The organism is Pantoea sp. NPDC088449 (assembly GCF_044753225.1).
Taxonomy (GTDB): Bacteria; Pseudomonadota; Gammaproteobacteria; order Enterobacterales; family Enterobacteriaceae; genus Pantoea; species Pantoea floridensis.
In genome coordinates, this window is sequence record NZ_JBIVMT010000001.1 from 1,832,007 (window position 1) to 1,850,103 (window position 18,097).

At 56.2% G+C, this 18,097-nt stretch carries 11 protein-coding genes and 1 tRNA gene; 10 read left to right on the forward strand and 2 right to left on the reverse strand.

All coding sequences use genetic code 11. From position 1 onward, the window contains the following. Positions 1-63: 63 nt before the first annotated feature. A complete protein-coding gene (locus ACIP6T_RS08715; RefSeq protein WP_097096700.1) occupies positions 64-1,026 on the reverse strand; it encodes an aldo/keto reductase in 963 nt (320 codons plus the stop codon). A gap of 238 nt (positions 1,027-1,264) precedes the next feature. On the opposite strand from ACIP6T_RS08715, the gene ACIP6T_RS08720 reads away from it, so the two are divergent. The 8 genes from ACIP6T_RS08720 (at position 1,265) to yegS (ending at position 15,066) form a co-directional block, all read left to right on the forward strand. Further along, positions 1,265-2,497 (forward strand): MdtA/MuxA family multidrug efflux RND transporter periplasmic adaptor subunit, encoded by a 1,233-nt coding sequence (locus ACIP6T_RS08720; RefSeq protein ID WP_097096699.1) that lies wholly within the window; start codon positions 1,265-1,267, stop codon positions 2,495-2,497. Continuing rightward, positions 2,497-5,619: an MdtB/MuxB family multidrug efflux RND transporter permease subunit gene (locus ACIP6T_RS08725; RefSeq protein WP_400456428.1), complete on the forward strand. Its 3,123-nt coding sequence runs from the start codon at positions 2,497-2,499 to the stop codon at positions 5,617-5,619. The genes ACIP6T_RS08720 and ACIP6T_RS08725 overlap by 1 nt, the downstream gene beginning before the upstream one ends. Then, positions 5,616-8,684 carry a multidrug efflux RND transporter permease subunit MdtC gene (gene mdtC / locus ACIP6T_RS08730; RefSeq protein ID WP_400456430.1) on the forward strand — a complete coding sequence of 1,023 codons (3,069 nt, stop codon included), beginning with the start codon at positions 5,616-5,618 and terminating at the stop codon, positions 8,682-8,684. The genes ACIP6T_RS08725 and mdtC overlap by 4 nt, the downstream gene beginning before the upstream one ends. A gap of 232 nt (positions 8,685-8,916) precedes the next feature. Continuing rightward, positions 8,917-10,323, forward strand: a complete 1,407-nt coding sequence (mdtD, locus tag ACIP6T_RS08735; RefSeq protein ID WP_097096696.1) for a multidrug transporter subunit MdtD — start codon at positions 8,917-8,919, stop codon at positions 10,321-10,323. Further along, positions 10,320-11,705: a two-component system sensor histidine kinase BaeS gene (baeS, locus tag ACIP6T_RS08740; protein ID WP_400456432.1), complete on the forward strand. Its 1,386-nt coding sequence runs from the start codon at positions 10,320-10,322 to the stop codon at positions 11,703-11,705. Before mdtD ends, baeS begins: the two co-directional genes overlap by 4 nt. A gap of 9 nt (positions 11,706-11,714) precedes the next feature. Further along, positions 11,715-12,422 (forward strand): two-component system response regulator BaeR, encoded by a 708-nt coding sequence (baeR, locus tag ACIP6T_RS08745; RefSeq protein ID WP_097096694.1) that lies wholly within the window; start codon positions 11,715-11,717, stop codon positions 12,420-12,422. Positions 12,423-12,567: 145 nt separating this feature from the next. Next, entirely contained in the window at positions 12,568-13,935 is a 1,368-nt protein-coding gene (gene yegQ / locus ACIP6T_RS08750) for a tRNA 5-hydroxyuridine modification protein YegQ (protein ID WP_400456434.1), read from the forward strand. 231 nt (positions 13,936-14,166) lie between these two features. Continuing rightward, on the forward strand, positions 14,167-15,066 hold the full coding sequence (gene yegS / locus ACIP6T_RS08755) for a lipid kinase YegS (RefSeq protein ID WP_097096692.1): 900 nt from the start codon (positions 14,167-14,169) through the stop codon (positions 15,064-15,066). A gap of 205 nt (positions 15,067-15,271) precedes the next feature. On the opposite strand, the gene ACIP6T_RS08760 is transcribed toward yegS, so the two are convergent. Beyond that, the gene (locus ACIP6T_RS08760; protein ID WP_097096691.1) at positions 15,272-16,393 is read right to left on the reverse strand and encodes a Gfo/Idh/MocA family protein; all 1,122 of its coding nucleotides are present in this window, start codon (positions 16,391-16,393) and stop codon (positions 15,272-15,274) included. Between the two features lie 310 nt (positions 16,394-16,703). On the opposite strand from ACIP6T_RS08760, the gene ACIP6T_RS08765 reads away from it, so the two are divergent. Together ACIP6T_RS08765 and ACIP6T_RS08770 are read left to right on the forward strand one after the other, a co-directional pair. Continuing rightward, a tRNA-Asn gene (locus ACIP6T_RS08765) sits at positions 16,704-16,779 on the forward strand. Between the two features lie 292 nt (positions 16,780-17,071). After that, positions 17,072-18,082: a Zn-dependent oxidoreductase gene (locus ACIP6T_RS08770; protein ID WP_400456437.1), complete on the forward strand. Its 1,011-nt coding sequence runs from the start codon at positions 17,072-17,074 to the stop codon at positions 18,080-18,082. Positions 18,083-18,097 lie beyond the last annotated feature (15 nt).

Here is an 18,097-nt window from a genome sequence, read left to right on the forward strand (position 1 = left end):
GGAATGGCATTTTTTGCGTGGCAAAAAATGAAAATAAAGGGACGCCGTAACGCCCCTAAATCATTACAGTTTACTGGCGCTCGCCAGTTCTTCGATTTCTTGCTTACTCAACTCAAGCTGAGTTGCTTTTACCAGCTCATCCAGTTGCGCCAGCGACGTGGCGCTGACAATCGGCGCGGTAATGCTGGGACGCGCGATTTGCCACGCCAACGCGACCTGCGTTGCCGAAACATCGTGTGAGGCAGCAACATCTTCTAAAGCTTCAATAATACGCTTACCGCGTTCGTTCAGATATTTATCCACGATGCCCTGCCCGCGCTTACTTTTGCTGGCGTCTTCCGGTTTTTTGTATTTGCCACTGAGGAAACCGCTGGCCAGCGAATAGTAGTTGATCACGCCCAGGCCATTTTTCACCGCCACCTGCTCCAGTCCGCTCTCGTACTCCTGACGATCGTACAGATTGTACTCCGGCTGCAGAGTTTCATAACGCGCTAGCCCGTGTTGCTTGCTCACATCCAACGCTTCCTGCAGACGGTTGGCGCTGTAGTTAGACGCACCAATAGCGCGCACTTTGCCCTCTTTGATCAGCGAATCGAAAGCTTTGAGCGTATCCAGCAGCGGCGTGGTGTCATCATCGCGGTGCGCCTGATAGAGATCGATGACGTCAGTTTGCAGACGACGCAACGAATCCTCTACCGCCTGGCGAATGTAGGCGGGCTTCAGCCCGGTTTTCTCGGGTGACAACTCCATGCCCACTTTGGTCGCCAGCACGATGCGGTCGCGCTTGCCGCTTTTCTTCAGCCATTTACCGATAATCGTTTCCGACTCACCGCCTTCATTGCCCGGTGCCCAGCGCGAATAGACATCGGCGGTATCAATGAAGAACAAGCCTTTCTCCACCAGCGCGTCCAGTAGTGAAAATGAGGTCTTTTCATCTACCGTCCAGCCAAATACATTGCCGCCAAACGTAAGACGGGGAACCTCAATACCACTGTCGCCAAGCTGGCGGAGTTTTTGTTGACTCATTTTGTTCTCCTTTATTCAAACGAGACATGCCTGTTATTGAGCTTAGCAAAGTAAATCGATGCGCTTATGCGTATTACTGCCAGAATATTTACAGAATATGAATACTTAGCCTCGCCGGGGCGATATTCTTATTTCCTTCAAATTTTGCCCGATTCGGGCGACTACAATCATTTCGTTTGCGAAACGGCTTTTTTGTTTTCGCATTTGGGGAAAACGAAACCGCTGGAGAGCACACACATTGAGCAATCGTCGACTAAAAACAACCTTGCTAGCCATCACTGTTATCGCCGTGCTGGCAGGAGGATATTTCTGGTGGCAGCATCCAGCAGAGCCAAATAAACAGGCGCAGGCGGAAGGCCAGCAGCATCGGGGACGCGGGGCTGGCGGCGGCTCAGCTCGTCGTCCGTTAGCACCGGTGCAGGCAGCCACGGCCACCACCCAAAGCGTGCCCTATTATCTGAGCGGCCTTGGCACGGTGACCGCCGCGAATACCGTGACGGTGCGCAGCCGGGTTGATGGGCAGCTGATGGCGCTGCATTTCCAGGAAGGTCAACAGGTCGCCGCCGGCGCGCTGCTGGCGGAAATCGATCCCCGTCCCTACCAGGTAGCGTTAACGCAGGCGCAGGGTCAGCTGGCAAAAGACCAGGCCACGCTTGCCAATGCGCGTCGCGATCTCAGCCGCTATGAAAAATTGGCGAAAACGTCACTGGTTTCGCAGCAGGAGCTTGATACGCAGCGCTCGCTGGTCAGCGAAACCCTCGGCACCATCAAAGCCGATGAAGGCAATGTTGCTAGCGCCCAGCTTAATCTCACCTATAGCCGTATTACTGCGCCAATCGGCGGACGCGTCGGGTTGAAACAGGTGGATGTCGGCAACTACATCACCTCTGGCGACACCACCGGTTTAGTGGTGATCACTGAAACGCACCCGATCGACGTGGTATTCAGCGTCGCAGAGAACAACATCAGCCAAATTCTCAAGGCGCAGAAAAGCGGCCAGCCGCTCATCGTCGAAGCCTGGGATCGCAGCAATAAAACGTTACTGACCACGGGCGCATTGTTGAGTCTGGATAACCAGATTGATGCCACCACCGGCACCATCAAGCTTAAAGCGCGCTTCAGCAACGAAGATGACACGCTGTTTCCCAACCAGTTTGTTAACGCCCGTTTGAAAGTCGACACCTTGCAAGATGCGGTAGTGATTCCGACCGCTGCGCTGCAAATGAGTAACGATGGCCACTTTGTCTGGGTAGTGAACAGCGACAATAAAGTGAGCAAAAAACGCGTCACGGCCGGGTTGCAGGATAGCCAGAAAGTGGTGATTAGCGCCGGACTTGAAGCGGGCGATCGCGTGGTGACCGACGGCCTCGATCGTCTGACCGAAGGCTCAACGGTAGAAGTGGTCGCCCCGCAAAGCACCGCAACGCACAGCACGCGCGCCGCGCAGCCGGCACGTGGAGAGCGTCAATAATGCAGGTCATGCCTCCAGACGCCAGCGGCGGCCCATCACGCCTATTTATTCTGCGCCCGGTTGCCACCACGCTATTAATGATCGCCATTCTTTTGGCAGGCGTACTCGGCTACCGTTTTCTGCCGGTCTCCGCGCTGCCGGAAGTGGATTATCCGACGATTCAGGTGGTAACGCTCTATCCTGGCGCCAGTCCGGATGTGGTGACCTCATCCATCACCGCCCCGCTGGAACGCCAGTTTGGCCAGATGTCCGGCCTGAAACAGATGGCATCGCAGAGTTCAGGCGGAGCTTCGGTGGTGACGTTACAGTTTCAATTGACGCTGCCACTGGATGTGGCCGAGCAGGAAGTCCAGGCGGCGATCAACTCCGCTACCAATCTGCTGCCGAGCGATCTGCCTAATCCGCCGGTTTACAGCAAAGTAAACCCGGCAGATCCGCCGATCATGACGTTAGCGGTGACGACCACCAGCATGCCGCTTACGCAGGTGCAGGATATGGTGGAAACCCGCGTAGCGCAGAAAATCTCGCAGGTGTCTGGCGTCGGTTTAGTGACGCTCTCGGGCGGACAACGCCCAGCGGTACGGGTGAAAATGAACACCCAGGCGCTGGCCGCACTCGGTTTGACCAGCGAATCCGTGCGAACTGCCATCACCAACGCCAACGTGAACTCGGCGAAAGGTAGCCTTGACGGTCCAACCCGCTCAATTACGCTGTCGGCCAACGACCAGATGACCTCGGCGGAGGACTACCGCAAGCTGATCGTCAGCTACAACAACGGCGCACCGGTGCGGCTTGGCGATGTCGCGACCATTGAACAAGGGGCGGAGAACAGCTGGCTTGGCGCCTGGGCTAACCGCCAGCAGGCAATCGTACTCAATGTGCAGCGCCAGCCGGGCGCCAATATCATCGCCACCGCCGATAACATTCGCGCGATGCTGCCAACGTTGACCGCCACGCTGCCGAAATCGGTGGATGTGAAGCTGCTCACCGACCGCACCACCAACATCCGTGCCTCAGTCAGCGATACGCAGCACGAGCTGATGCTGGCGATGGGTTTGGTGGTGATGATCATCTATCTGTTCCTGCGTAACGTGCCGGCGACCATTATTCCTGCGGTCGCCGTGCCGTTATCGCTGGTCGGCACCTTTGCCGCGATGTATTTCCTCGGCTTCTCGATCAACAACCTGACGCTGATGGCGCTGACCATCGCCACCGGTTTTGTGGTCGATGACGCCATCGTGGTCATTGAGAACATTTCGCGCTATATCGAAAAAGGCGAAAAACCGCTCACCGCGGCGCTTAAAGGTGCGGGGGAAATAGGCTTTACCATTATCTCCCTCACCTTCTCGCTGATTGCCGTGCTGATTCCGCTGCTGTTTATGGGCGATGTGATTGGTCGCCTGTTCCGTGAATTTGCCGTAACGCTGGCAGTCGCGATTTTGATCTCCGCCGTGGTGTCACTGACGCTGACGCCGATGATGTGCGCCCGCATGCTGAGCGTCGAATCGCTGCGCAAACAGAACCGTTTCTCCCGGGCGAGCGAAGCGCTGTTTGATCGCGTGATCGCCAGCTATGGCCGCGGATTAACGCGCGTGCTGCGTCATCCGTGGCTCACCCTTTCCGTTGCGCTGGGCACCTTGGTGATCACCGTGCTGCTGTGGGTGGTGATCCCCAAGGGCTTCTTCCCGCAGCAGGATAACAGCATCATTCAGGGCACGTTGCAGGCACCGCAGTCGGTCTCTTATGCCAACATGTCTGAACGTACGCGCGATGTTGCCTCGATCATCATGAAAGATCCGGCAGTACAAAGCATGACGTCATTCGTCGGCGTCGATGGCACCAACGCTGCGCTCAACAGCGCACGGCTGCAAATCAACCTCAAACCGCTCAACCAACGTGACGATCGTATTCCAGCGGTACAGCAGCGCCTGCAGCAGGCGTTAGCGCAGGTGCCGGGCGTCTCGCTGTGGCTGCAGCCGGTGCAGGATTTGACCATTGACACTCAGGCCAGCCGCACGCCTTACCAGTTCACCTTGCAATCCGGATCGCTGGATTCGCTCAGCACCTGGGTGCCGAAGCTGCTGGAACAGCTCAACACGCTGCCGCAGCTGCGTGATGTCAGTAGCGACTGGCAGGATCAAGGCCTGGAAGCCTTTGTGCGCGTCGATCGCGACAGCGCCAGCCGGCTAGGCATTAGCATGGCCGACGTCGATAACGCACTGTACAACGCCTTTGGCCAGCGGCTGATCTCTACCATTTACACCCAAGCCAACCAATATCGCGTGGTGCTGGAGCAGAACAACGATGCCACGCCAGGGCTGGCAAGCCTCGACGGTATTCGGCTCAACAGCAGCGATGGCGGCAGTGTACCGCTGAGCGCCATTGCGCAGATCGAGCAACGTCACGCGGCGTTAAGCATTAATCATCTCGACCAGTTCCCCTCCGCCACCTTCTCGTTTGATGTCGCGGAGGGCTATTCGCTGGGTGATGCGGTGAAAGCGGTGAGCGCGGCGGAAGATCGGGTCGGCATGCCCGCAGAAATGATGACGCAGTTCCAGGGCAGCACGCTGGCATTTGAAGCCGCGTTGTCCAGCACCGTGTGGCTGATTGTGGCCGCGGTGGTGGCGATGTATATCGTGCTTGGCGTGCTGTATGAGAGTTTTATCCATCCGATTACCATTCTCTCGACGCTGCCGACGGCGGGCGTGGGTGCACTGCTGGCGCTGATGCTGAGCGGCAACGAGCTGGATATCATCGCCATCATCGGCATTATCCTGCTCATCGGCATTGTGAAGAAAAACGCCATCATGATGATCGACTTCGCCCTGGCGGCGGAACGTGAGCAAGGCATGCCGCCGCGCCAGGCAATTTATCAGGCGTGCTTACTGCGTTTCCGCCCGATCCTGATGACCACCCTGGCGGCACTGCTCGGTGCGCTGCCGCTGATGCTGAGTACTGGCGTGGGTGCCGAACTGCGGCGTCCGCTGGGGATTGCGATGGTTGGCGGCCTGGTTGTCAGCCAGGTATTAACGTTATTCACCACGCCGGTGATCTATCTGCTGTTCGATCGTCTCGCCCACGCTACGCGCCGTCGCTTTAAGCGCTCGGAGGCGGCATCGTGAAGTTTTTCGCCCTGTTTATCCATCGTCCCGTTGCCACGACGCTGCTGACGCTGGCGATAGCGCTGGCCGGTATTCTGGGCTTTCGCCTGCTGCCGGTCGCGCCGCTGCCACAGCTGGATTTCCCGGTGATTTTGATCTCCGCCTCCCTGCCCGGCGCTTCACCGGAAACCATGGCGGCCTCGGTGGCGACGCCGCTGGAACGTTCGCTCGGCCGCATTGCTGGCGTAAGCGAAATGACCTCGACCAGCTCGCTCGGCAGTACGCGCATCATTCTGGTCTTCGATTTTGATCGCGACATTAACGGCGCAGCGCGCGACGTGCAGGCGGCAATCAACGCGGCACAAAGCCTGTTGCCCACCGGTATGCCGAGCCGTCCCAGCTATCGCAAAGCCAACCCGTCCGATGCGCCGATCATGATTCTGACGCTGACCTCGGATATTTATAATCCCGGTCAGCTGTATGATTACGCCTCAACGCAGCTGGCGCAGAAGCTCTCGCAGATTGAGGGGGTCGGCGACGTCACGGTGGGCGGCAGCTCGTTGCCAGCGGTGCGCGTCGACCTGAATCCGCAGGCGCTGTTCAACCAGGGCGTGTCGCTCGATGCGGTGCGCACCGCCATCAGCAATGCCAATCAGCGCCGTCCGCAGGGGGCGATTGATGATGTGCAGCAGCGCTGGCAAGTGCGCACCAACGATGAGCTGCAAACGGCGAGCGAATATCAGCCGCTGGTGGTGCACTACAACAACGGTGCAGCGGTACGGCTCAGCGATGTCGCCAACGTGCAGGATTCGGTGCAGGACGTACGCAACGCCGGTATGACCCAAGGTAAACCGGCGGTGTTACTGGTGGTGCGGAAATCGCCGGAAGCCAACATCATCAATACCGTCGACCGCATTCGCAGCGAGCTGCCGGCGTTGCATGAGGTTATTCCCGCCGCCATCGATCTGCAAATCGCCCAGGATCGCTCACCGACTATTCGCGCCTCGCTGCATGAGGTGGAGCAGTCGCTGATTATCGCCGTGGCGCTGGTGATTCTGGTGGTGTTTGCCTTTCTGCGCGACTGGCGCGCCACGCTGATCCCCGCCGCTGCGGTGCCGGTGTCGCTGATTGGCACCTTCGCCGCCATGTATCTGTGCGGCTTCAGCCTGAATAACCTGTCGTTGATGGCGCTGACTATCGCCACCGGCTTTGTGGTGGATGACGCCATTGTGGTGCTGGAGAATATTGCGCGCCACGTTGAAGCGGGGATGAAACCGTTGCAGGCAGCCTTAACCGGCGTGCGCGAAGTGGGTTTTACCGTGCTGTCGATGAGCCTGTCGCTGATTGCCGTGTTCCTGCCGTTGCTGATGATAGGCGGGATTATCGGCCGCTTCTTCTCTGAATTTGCCATTACGCTGTCGGTGGCCATTCTTATCTCGCTGTTTATCTCGGTCACGCTGACGCCGATGATGTGCGCCTACGTGCTAAAGCCGCAGGAAAAGCGCAGCCAGCCGCGCACGCGCGGTTTTGGCAAACTGCTGCTCAAGGTACAAAACGGCTACGCGCGATCGCTCGGCTGGGTGCTGAATCACGCCATTTGGGTATTAATGCTGCTGCTTGGCACCGTAGCGCTCACCGTCTGGCTGTTTATCGCGATCCCGAAAACCTTTATGCCGGAACAAGATACCGGCCGCCTGCAAGGCTTTATTTCGGCGGATCAGAGTATTTCGTTCCAGGCGATGCGCGGTAAGCTGCAGGATTTCATGAATATCATCAAGGCCGATCCGGCGGTGGATAACGTCACCGGCTTTACCGGCGGATCGCGCACCAACAGCGGCTCGATGTTTGTCTCGTTGAAACCGCTCTCTGAGCGCAGCGAAAGCGCACAGCAGGTGATTGCGCGACTGCGCATCAAGCTGGCGAAAGAGCCCGGCGCGAACCTCTATCTTAACGCGGTGCAGGACATTCGCATCGGCGGCCGCGAATCAAATGCCAGCTATCAGTACAGTTTACTGTCCGATAACCTGAATGATTTACGTGAATGGGAACCGAAAATACGCCAGGTCTTTGCCGCGTTGCCGGAGCTGGCCGACGTCAATTCGGATCAGCAGGATAACGGCAGCGAAATGAATCTGACTTACGATCGCGAAAGCATGGCGCGGCTAGGCATTGATGTCTCGGCAGCCAATGCCTTACTGAATAACGCCTTTGGTCAGCGTCAGATTTCCACCATTTACCAGCCGCTTAATCAGTACAAAGTGGTGATGGAAGTCGATCCGCGCTACACCCAGGACATCAGCTCGCTGGATCAGATGTTCGTGATCAATAGCGACGGTAAAGCGATTCCGCTCAGCTGGTTTGCTAAGTGGCAACCGGCAAATGCGCCGCTTTCGGTGAACCATGAAGGCTTGTCGGCCGCCTCCACCATCTCGTTTAACCTGCCGGAAGGCGTATCGCTGTCGCAGGCGTCCGAGGCAATTGATCGCGCGGTGACGGCGATTGGCGTGCCCTCCACCGTACGCGGCAGCTTTGCCGGTACTGCGCAGGTGTTCCAGCAGTCGCAATCCAACCAGCTCTACCTGATGCTGGCGGCGATTGCTGCGGTGTATATCGTGCTGGGCATCCTGTATGAGAGCTACGTGCATCCGCTGACCATTCTCTCTACCCTGCCGTCGGCGGGCGTTGGTGCACTGCTGGCGCTGGAGCTGTTCAGCACGCCGTTCAGCCTGATTGCCTTGATCGGTATTTTGCTGCTGATCGGTATCGTGAAGAAAAACGCCATCATGATGGTCGACTTTGCGCTTGAGGCCGAGCGCAACGGCAATCTGTCGGCGCGCGACGCCATTTTCCAGGCATGTCTCTTGCGCTTCCGCCCGATTCTGATGACGACGCTGGCCGCCCTGTTTGGTGCTTTGCCACTGGTGTTAACCAGCGGTGATGGCGCTGAACTGCGCCAGCCGCTCGGTATTACCATCGCGGGCGGTTTGATAATGAGCCAGCTGCTGACGCTCTATACCACGCCGGTGGTGTATTTGATGATGGATAAGCTGCGGCGGCGGAAGAAGAGGGTATTGGTGACGGGTTAAGGGAGCTCGCCATGAATGGCGCCCCTACGCACCCCACATTTGTAGGGTCGCCATTAATGGTGTAATGCCGCTCACTTAAGCAAAAAAATGCCTGTTTATGCAGGTGCGCATGAATGCGCACCCTACGAAAACCCGGCGATATTCACGTAGGGTCACCATTCATGGTGACCGATTCACGCTTAACTGACGAGCATTACGCCATTTATGGTGACCGTATAACAGAGGAGATTCAGTGGACACCAAAAACGCTACCGTGCGCTGGCAGCTGTGGATCGTCGCGTTTGGCTTCTTTATGCAGGCGCTGGACACCACCATCGTAAATACCGCCATCCCCTCGATGGCGCGCGATCTCAACGTCAGCCCGCTAAATATGCATTCGGTCATCGTCTCCTACGTGCTGACGGTCGCAGTGACGCTGCCCATCAGCGGCTGGCTGGCCGACCGCTTTGGCGTGCGCAATATTTTCTTCTGCGCCATCGTGCTGTTCAGTATTGGTTCGCTGCTGTGTGCCTTCTCCAGCACGCTTGATGAGCTGATCATGGCGCGCGTGGTGCAAGGCATTGGCGGCGCAATGATGGTGCCGGTTGGGCGATTAACAGTGATGAAAATCGTGCCGCGTGAGCAATACATGTCGGCGATGACTTTTGTCACCACGCCGGGACAGATTGGTCCGCTACTCGGTCCGGCGCTGGGCGGTATTCTGGTGCAGTACGCCAGCTGGCACTGGATCTTCCTGATTAACATCCCGGTTGGCATCATTGGCGCAATTGCCACGTTGACGCTGATGCCCAATTACACCATGCAAACGCGGCGCTTCGATTTTCTCGGCTTTGTGCTGCTGGCGGTAGGCATGGCAACGCTGACGCTGGCGCTCGACGGGCAGCGCAGTTCGGGCGGTTCCCCACTGCTGCTCGGCTTACTGATTTTAGTTGGCGTGTTTTCCCTGCTGTTCTATCTGATGCATGGCCGCAACAATGACAACGCACTCTTCAGCCTGAAACTGTTCGATAACCGCATCTATTCCATTGGGCTGCTCGGCAGTTTTACCGGGCGCATCGGTAGCGGCATGCTGCCGTTTATGACGCCGATTTTCCTGCAGGTTGGCCTTGGCTACAGCCCTTTCCACGCCGGCTTAATGATGATTCCGATGGTGCTCGGCAATATGGGGACGAAACGCGTAGTGGTCCGCATTGTGAATATATTCGGCTATCGCCATGCGCTGGTGGGTGCCACGATCGCGCTGGCGTTGGTGGTGCTGCTGTTCCCGCTGGTGGCGCTGCTCGGCTGGATCTGGCTGCTGCCGGTGGTGCTGTTACTCCAGGGTATGGTCAATGCCATCCGCTTCTCCTCCATGAATACTCTGACGCTGAAAGAGCTGCCGGACGATCTCGCCTCCAGCGGCAACAGTTTGCTTTCAATGATTATGCAGCTATCGATGAGTATTGGCGTCACCGTTGCCGGTTTACTGCTCGGGGCCTTCGGCCATGGCGTCATTACCGATAGCGCGGCCGCCCATCAGACATTCATCTACACCTATCTGTGCATGGCGCTGGTGATTGTGCTGCCTGCGCTGGTGTTCTGGCGGGTGCCAAAAGATGTCAGTAAAAACGTTGATTTAAGAAGCAGGAGTAAAGGATGAAACGGCCGGTAAAACTGGGCATTGGCGCCAAACTGTTTGCGGCGATTTTCTCTACCTGCATGCTGGTGATCATCACTATGCACTGGGGCGTACGTCTCAGCTTTGAACATGGTTTTGTGGATTACATCAAAAAAGGCAACGAGCAGCGCTTAACCTTGCTGAGCGATGCGCTGGCCGATCAATATGAGCAGCACGGCAACTGGGATTTTCTGCGCACCAATGATCGGCTGGTGTTCTCGATTTTGCGCTCATTAGAGCAGAATCCCGGCAGCAGCAATCAGCTACCGCCACACGGCTGGCGCACACAATTCTGGATTATCGATCAGCAATATAAAGTATTATCCGGCCCGCGCCAGCCGGTGCCGCCGGAAGGCACGCGGCGTAACATCACCCTCAGCAACGGTAAGATTGTCGGCTGGGTGATTGCCTCACCTGCCGAACGGTTGACGCGCAGCACCGATATTAATTTTGATCAGCAACAGCGGCGCACCAGCTGGATGATTGTCGCGCTTACGGGATTATTGGCGGCGCTGGTTACCTGGCTCTTAGCACGCGGCCTGCTGGCGCCGGTGAAACGTCTGGTGGATGGCACGCATCATCTGGCGGCGGGCAATTTCGCCACGCGCGTGGAAGTGGGCAGCAGTGATGAGTTGGGCCAGTTAGGACGCGATTTTAATCAGCTCGCCAGCTCGCTGGAAAAGAACGAAAGCAACCGCCGCGCCTTTATGGCTGACATTTCCCACGAGCTGCGTACCCCGCTGGCGATCCTGCGCGGTGAACTGGAAGCGATGCAGGATGGCGTACGCAAACTCACGCCCGATGCTATTAGCTCGCTGCAAAGTGAAGTTTCGCTACTCACCAAGCTGGTGGACGATCTGCATCAGCTGTCGCTCTCCGACGCGGGCGCTCTTGCTTATCGCAAGCAGCCGGTAGATTTAGTGAATCTGCTGGAAGTGGTGGCGGGCAGCTTTGGCGAACGCTATCGCAGCCGCGGTTTAACCCTCAATCTGGCCATTCCTCCTCAGGCGGAGAGTTTTGGCGACCCCGACCGCCTGATGCAGCTGTTCACTAATCTGCTGGAAAACAGCCTGCGCTATACCGATGCTGGCGGCGTGGTCCAGCTCAGCATGCAGCAGGTGGGCGATTACTGGCAGCTGACCTGCGCGGATAGCGCACCGGGTGTTGATCCTGCTCATCAGGAAAAACTATTTGAGCGTTTTTTCCGTGCCGAAAGTTCACGCAATCGCGCCAGCGGCGGCTCTGGGCTTGGCCTGGCGATATGTAAAAATATCGCTGAAGCGCATAACGGCAGCATCAGTGCAGATCACTCTGATTTAGGTGGACTGCAAATCAGGCTAAACTTGCCGTATGTTCCTCACTAGACGCAACTTATGAGCCCGGAAAATAGCGATCCTCTGATCCTTGTCGTAGAAGATGAGCCCAAACTGGCGCAGCTGATGATTGATTATCTGCAGGCGTCCAACTACCGCACGCACCATATTGCTGATGGCAACGAGGTGCTGAACTATGTACAGCAAACGCCACCTGACCTGATGCTGCTGGATTTGATGCTGCCAGGCCGCGATGGCTTGACGCTGTGCCGTGAAATTCGCCGCTTCTCTGAGCTACCGATCATCATGGTTACCGCGCGTACCGAAGAGATCGACCGCCTGCTTGGGCTGGAAATTGGCGCCGATGACTATGTCTGCAAGCCGTTTAGCCCGCGTGAAGTGGTGGCTCGCGTTAAAACCATTCTGCGCCGGGTCAAACGCTCGCCGGAGGAGGCGCAACAGGCATCGCCTCTGCACATTGATGAAAGTCGTTTCCAGGCCAGCTGGCGCGAACAGCAACTGGAACTGACGCCCGCCGAGTTTCGTCTGCTGAAAACCCTGGCGCTGGAGCCGGGAAAAGTCTTTTCGCGCGAGCAACTGCTAAATAACCTCTATGATGATTATCGCGTGGTCACCGATCGCACCATCGATAGCCATATTAAAAACCTGCGCCGTAAGCTGGAAAATCTGGATGCGGAACAGCCGTTTATCCGCGCGGTGTACGGTATGGGTTATCGCTGGGAAGCGGACGTTTGCCGCTTGTTGTAGCCCGCAACGGGTTACATTGATCCAGGTCAATTTACATCGGGTGTGGCCCTGCCTACAATTCCCCACCTTTTGCAGGGCCGCCTGACGCGGCCGCTGCACCTGCCATCCACGATGGCATGCTGACCTGACATCAGTGAGACATTCCATGTTTAAACCTGAACTGCTTTCTCCAGCGGGATCGCTGAAGAATATGCGTTACGCCTTTGCCTATGGCGCTGACGCGGTCTATGCCGGGCAACCCCGTTACAGCCTGCGCGTACGTAATAATGAATTCACCCATGAGGTACTGGCTGCGGGCATTAATGAAGCTCATGAGCTGGGTAAGAAATTCTACGTGGTGGTCAACATTGCCCCGCATAACGCCAAACTTAAAACGTTTATCCGCGATTTAACGCCGGTGGTGGCGATGCAGCCGGATGCGCTGATCATGTCCGATCCTGGCCTGATTATGCTAGTGCGTGAAGCCTTCCCGGAAATGCCGATCCATCTGTCAGTGCAGGCCAACGCGGTGAACTGGGCGACGGTGAAGTTTTGGCAGCAAATGGGTTTAACCCGCGTCATTCTGTCACGTGAACTGTCGCTGGATGAGATCGCCGAAATTCGCCAGCAGGTGCCGGAAATGGAGATTGAAATCTTCGTGCACGGTGCGTTGTGCATGGCTTATTCCGGTCGCTGCCTGCTCTCCGGTTACCTCAATAAGCGCGACCCGAACCAGGGTACCTGCACCAACGCCTGCCGCTGGGAATACAAAGTGGAAGAAGGTAAGCAGGATGAGGTCGGTAATATTGTCAGCTTCCATGAGCCGGTCAACGTGCAGGCGCCAACGCTCGGCCTCGGCGCTAATACCGATCGCGTATTCATGCTGGAAGAGAAGAAAAACCCGGGTGAAATGATGAGTGCCTTCGAGGACGAACACGGCACCTATATCATGAACTCCAAAGATCTGCGCGCCGTGGCACACGTTGAACGGCTAAGCCAAATGGGCGTGCACTCATTAAAAATTGAAGGCCGCACCAAATCCTTCTACTACTGTGCACGTACCGCCCAGGTTTATCGGCGTGCCATTGATGATGCCGCCGCGGGTAAACCTTTCGATCCCGCGCTGCTGGAGACGCTGGAAGGTCTGGCGCATCGCGGTTACACCGAAGGTTTTCTGCGTCGTCACACCCATGACAGTTATCAGAACTACGAAAACGGATTTTCTATCTCAGAGCGCCAGCAGTTTGTTGGTGAATTTACCGGTGAACGTCGCGGTGACTGGGCGCAGATTGCGGTAAAAAACAAGTTTATGCTGGGGGATTCCGTGGAGATCATGACGCCGGAAGGCAATCTCAACTGCCGACTCGAAAGCATGCAGAATGATAAAGGCGCGGCGGTTGACGTTGCTCCGGGCGATGGGCATCGCGTTTGGATCCCGGTGCCAGAATCGGTCAATCTGTCCTTTGCCCTGTTGCTGCGTAACTTCACCGACGGCAACAGCACTTACGATCCGCACGGCAAAAATCGCACATAATGAAAAGAAAGCGGTGAAGTTAGAACAGGATCACAGACCGCCGCATCGTCCCGCTTTAGAATCCCGCCTGCTGCTAACGAGTAACAATAATCAGCAGGTTGTAACAGGAACCACCTCATTCACCCGCCCGGCTCCCCCGTGCGGGTTTTCTTTTTTCATCGCCCGCCGATAAAGTTCTCGCCGCAGCTATGCTATAACCACTTCTCTTTCTCTGGCATCAAGGAACTGATCATGCAAAATAAACCGCTGGCGCTGTTGATCCTCAATGGGAAAGGCGCAGGTAATGAAGATTTGCGCGCTGCGGTGCAAACGCTGCGTGACGAAGGCTTTAATCTGGCGGTGCGCGTCACGTTCGAAAAGGGTGATGGCGATCGCTATGTGCAGGAAGCGGTCGATTTGCAGGCAGAAACCGTGGTGGCGGGCGGCGGCGATGGCACGATTAATGAAGTGGCGACGGCGCTGGCACAGCTGCCGGAACCGCAGCGCCCGGCGCTGGGTATTTTACCGCTCGGTACCGCCAATGATTTCGCCACCAGCGTGGGTATTCCGGAAGGTATGGAGCCGGCGCTGCGGCTGGCGCTGGTAGGAAAAGCTACCGCGATTGATTTGGCGCGCGTCAACGGCAATCGCTATTTTATCAATATGGCGACCGGCGGTTTTGGCACCCGTATTACCACCGAAACGCCCGAAAAGCTGAAATCAGCGTTGGGCGGCGTGTCGTACTTTATTCACGGTTTGATGCGTGTGGATGCCCTGAAGCCGGACAGCTGTGAAATTAGCGGCCCCGGTTTCAACTGGCAGGGCGATGCGCTGGTGATTGGGATTGGTAATGGGCGTCAGGCGGGTGGCGGCCAAAGGCTTTGCCCGGATGCGCTGATTAATGACGGGCAACTGAATTTGAGCATCGTCACCGCGCAAGAGTTATTGCCGACGTTGCTGCATTCGCTGACGCGTGATGATGAGAATCCGAATATCGTTTCAGCGCAGCTGCAGTCATTGACCATTCGCTCACCGCATGAAATGACGTTTAATCTGGATGGTGAACCGCTCAGCGGCAGCGCGTTTGACATTGAAGTGATGCCGGGTGCGCTGAGCTGTCGTTTACCACCGCAGTGCCCGTTGCTGGCTTAACGCACATTACCGTAGCGGCGTAATAAATGCGTAATGCCGCTCACTTAAGCAAAAAAGCCTTTTTATGCAGGTGCGCATGAATGCGCACCCTACGAAAAGCCGGTTATATCCATGTAGGGGCACCATTTATGGTGACCCATTCACGCTTAACTGACGAGCATTACGCAATAAATTGCGCCGCTACGATTTGGCATAAATCTCGTCATTACACCTTCATCCAGCGGCGTTCCAGCGCTGAAACAGCCACGGCTTCCAACACTTTCTGCACCTGTAATCCTTCGGCGAAATCGGGCCACATACGATCGCCTGCCGCAATCCCGTTAATTAAATCGCGAATCTCAACGGTCTTCTGATCGTTAAATCCGATGCCGTGCCCGGCTGAGACGCAGAAATTGGCGTAGTCCGGATGCGCAGGACCGGTCAAAATGGTTTTGAATCCCTGGCGCCCTGCCGGTTCATCATGGATATACAGCTCCAGCTCGGCCATGCGTTCCTGGGTATAGCGCAGCGTGCCTTTGGTGCCGGTAACCACATAGGTCAGGCCCATTTTACTGCCACAGGCGATGCGCGATGTTTCAAACACACCGTGCGCACCGTTTTTGAAACGCAGCAGCGCGCTAGCCTGATCTTCGTTTTCCACCGGCAACAGGCGCGAAGTATCTTTCGGATCCGGGCGCTGCTGAATTACCGTCATCATATCGCCACTGACTTCATCAATATCGCCAACCAGGTAGTGCGCCATGTTGACAATGTGTGCGGCCAAATCGCCAAGCGCGCCCAATCCTGCCAGCGCTTTCTGGCAGTGCCAGTCGAGCGGGGTTTCCGGACGCGCCAGATAATCTTCATTGTGCGTGCCATAGAAGTGCACCACATCGCCGATTTCACCGCGAGCAATAATCTCGCGCGCGAGCTGGCTGGTGGGATTCTTCATGTAGTTGAAGCCGACCAGCGTTTTCACACCGGCCTGCTGCGCCGCCTGAACCATCTCTTCCGCATCCGCCACCGACAGCGACAGCGGTTTCTCGGAATAGACGTGCTTGCCGTTGCGGATTGCTTCCAGCGCCATCTCTTTATGCAGGAAATTCGGCGCGCAGATATCAACAACATCGATGTTGGGATCGCGTACCAGCTCGCGCCAGTCGCCGGTAGATCGCGCAAAGCCAAAGGTAGCCGCCTGTTTCGCGGCCAGGTCTGGACTCACTTCCGCCAGCATTTCACGCACGATTTCTCCTTTCAGGGCAAAAACCGTGGGGGCCTGCGCATAGGCTATCGCGTGACAACGACCAATATATCCACTGCCAATCATACCGATTCTGACTTTGTTCATGATGATTCCTGCGTTCGTTCGAGTATCAAGTGATATGGAATATATGTTTCGCTTTTTGGCCCGACAACGACGAAATGAAATATCTGTGATCATGCATGCGAGGTATCTGACAAAAACGACAAATCAGAATGTAATTTTGCATAACATTGGTGATAACCATCACAAATACGGCTGCGGCTGGCGCTATTTTTCGGCTTTAAAGCAGTATCAACACTGGAATTGACGCTTTATTCAGCAGTCAGAAAAAATTGTGAAAAAGAGTTTTGACAAGGTGCAGCCTGCTCGTTAATATGCGCCCCGTTCAAACGATTCCTCTGTAGTTCAGTCGGTAGAACGGCGGACTGTTAATCCGTATGTCACTGGTTCGAGTCCAGTCAGAGGAGCCAAATTTAAAAACCCGCTCAGGGAAACCTGAGCGGGTTTTGTCTTTTTCAACGGCACCATTTAGCCTGCCTTGATATCACGATCGCCATTAATGGCGTCCCTGTAAAAGAGTTCCTGAGTGATGGAACAACTTACGCACTGCAATCATCTCTCCCTGTTTCACGCTCTGTGACTTTCTTCACAACTCTGCAACGCCGACTTGTATGGTAGTATTGGTGCGCGTATTTTTTCAGCATTGCTTTCCCATTGATGCCGGCTTCACAACTTAGGTTGGCAGCAGGCAAGGAGTAAATGATGAAAAGTGTGGTGATTGAACAACCCGGTGAATTGGTTTTGGCAGAGCGCCCGCTGCCGCAGCCCGCTGCAGGTGAAGTACGCGTTAAAGTGCAATATGCCAGCATCTGCGGTTCCGATGTGCATATCTGGCATGGGCATAATCCTTTTGCGAAATATCCGCGCGTGATTGGTCACGAATTCTTTGGCCTGATTGATGCCGTAGGTGATGGCGTGGCAAACAATCGCATTGGTGAACGTGTGGCTGTCGATCCGGTGGTGAGCTGTGGTCACTGCTATCCCTGCTCTATTGGCCGCCCTAATGTGTGCAAAGAGCTGCAGGTGATTGGGGTACATCGCGACGGTGGCTTTAGTGAGTATGCGGTGGCACCGGCGAAAAATGCCTACCGTCTGCCCGATAGCGTTCCCGATAAACTTGCCAGCATGGTTGAGCCTTTCACCATTGCCGCCAACATTACCGCCTTTCTCAAACCACAGCCGAACGACGTGGCGCTGATCTACGGTGCCGGCCCGATGGGCCTTACCGCTATTCAGGTGCTGAAAGGCGTTTACGACGTCGAGCAGGTGCTGGTGGTCGATCGTCTGCCGGAGCGTCTGGCGCTGGCGCAGGAAAACGGTGCCGATGGCGTGTTTAACAACAGCGAAATCCCCCTAGCAGCCCAGCTTGAAGGTGTGCAACCCACGTTGATTATTGATGCCGCCTGCCATCCGTCTATTCTCGCTGAAGCCGCGGCTCTCGCCTCACCTGCGGCGCGCATCGGTCTGCTCGGCTTCTCCGGCGAACCTTGCAGCATTACGCAGCAAAGTCTCACCAGTAAAGAGCTGTCGCTGTTCACCTCTCGCCTCAACAGCAATCGCTTTCCACAGGTGATTGAGTGGATTGAGCAAGGTCAGATCCAGCCGGAAAAGCTGGTAACACACTATTTCCCGCTGGCGGACGTTGAGCAAGCCATGACGCTGTTCGAAAAAGATCCCCGCACCTGCTGCAAAGTGATCCTACAAATGGGTTAAGTTAACCCGCACACC

Excerpts from the sequence above, each read along its gene's own strand:
- ACIP6T_RS08715 (WP_097096700.1), bottom strand. The coding sequence starts at position 1,026 with ATGAGTCAACAAAAACTCCGCCAGCTTGGCGACAGTGGTATTGAGGTT.
- ACIP6T_RS08725 (WP_400456428.1), top strand. The coding sequence starts at position 2,497 with ATGCAGGTCATGCCTCCAGACGCCAGCGGCGGCCCATCACGCCTATTT.
- baeS (WP_400456432.1), top strand. The coding sequence starts at position 10,320 with ATGAAACGGCCGGTAAAACTGGGCATTGGCGCCAAACTGTTTGCGGCG.
- baeR (WP_097096694.1), top strand. The coding sequence starts at position 11,715 with ATGAGCCCGGAAAATAGCGATCCTCTGATCCTTGTCGTAGAAGATGAG.
- yegQ (WP_400456434.1), top strand. The coding sequence starts at position 12,568 with ATGTTTAAACCTGAACTGCTTTCTCCAGCGGGATCGCTGAAGAATATG.
- yegS (WP_097096692.1), top strand. The coding sequence starts at position 14,167 with ATGCAAAATAAACCGCTGGCGCTGTTGATCCTCAATGGGAAAGGCGCA.
- ACIP6T_RS08760 (WP_097096691.1), bottom strand. The coding sequence starts at position 16,393 with ATGAACAAAGTCAGAATCGGTATGATTGGCAGTGGATATATTGGTCGT.
- ACIP6T_RS08770 (WP_400456437.1), top strand. The coding sequence starts at position 17,072 with ATGAAAAGTGTGGTGATTGAACAACCCGGTGAATTGGTTTTGGCAGAG.